This is a genomic window from Pseudogemmobacter sp. TB195 (assembly GCF_058313095.1).
Genome location: NZ_JBZEGG010000116.1, coordinates 1 through 679, shown reverse-complemented (window position 1 = coordinate 679; position 679 = coordinate 1). Strand labels below are relative to the sequence as shown.

At 62.9% G+C, this 679-nt stretch carries 1 pseudogene; it reads right to left on the bottom strand.

Annotated features, from left to right (window positions below):
* Nucleotides 1-191 (bottom strand): annotated as a pseudogene (locus AC4FS3_RS28905) (IS21 family transposase); the annotation flags it as partial.
* Nucleotides 192-679 lie beyond the last annotated feature (488 nt).

Sequence of the window (679 nt, the reverse complement as noted above, 5' to 3'; positions counted from 1 at the left end):
GCCTCCAGCGGGTCAGGCCGGCGCCGTTCACGGGACTTCGAATTCTGCGACGGGAGCCGCGGATCCTGTGCGATGCGATAGCCCGTGGCGCGGCTGACACCCGCTTTCGCGGCTGCCACCTCGATCGGGTGGGTCTGTCGGAGCTTCATGAAAAGCCTCGTCTGCTGATCGGTTAAGTGGCGACCCGGCACAAGGGTGGTTCTCCATATGGAAAAACCCAAGCTTACCGAGACGACCGCAAACGCAGACGCACATGCGCACGCTGTGGTGGGCCTGATCCTGCAGTCGGGCTACGCCCTCCCTCCGTCTCAGCCCCACCACAGCGTCTCACCCAGATTGTCGCGGAATCTCACCCTGTTTGTCGCGCGGCAGCAGATGCCCGGATCTGATCGGCGCGGACCTTGAGCAGACCGTTGAGCCCCCCGAAACTGGGGAGCGCAAGCACTGCCTGGAAATCCGGCAATGACAGCCTGCCCAATTTTGTCAGACGGGATACGCGAGGGAATTTCTTTACGCCGTAAAAGACGCGCAGCTGGCGCCAAAGGTATCACTGAAATGATGATGCCTTCTGGCGCATCCCGCCCGCTGCCGCCCCCCAAAACAGGGGAGCGGGCATTTCCCCGCAGTACGCATGTACGCGCCACCGTGGCGCGTACATGGAGGTGCCCACCCCGGCATT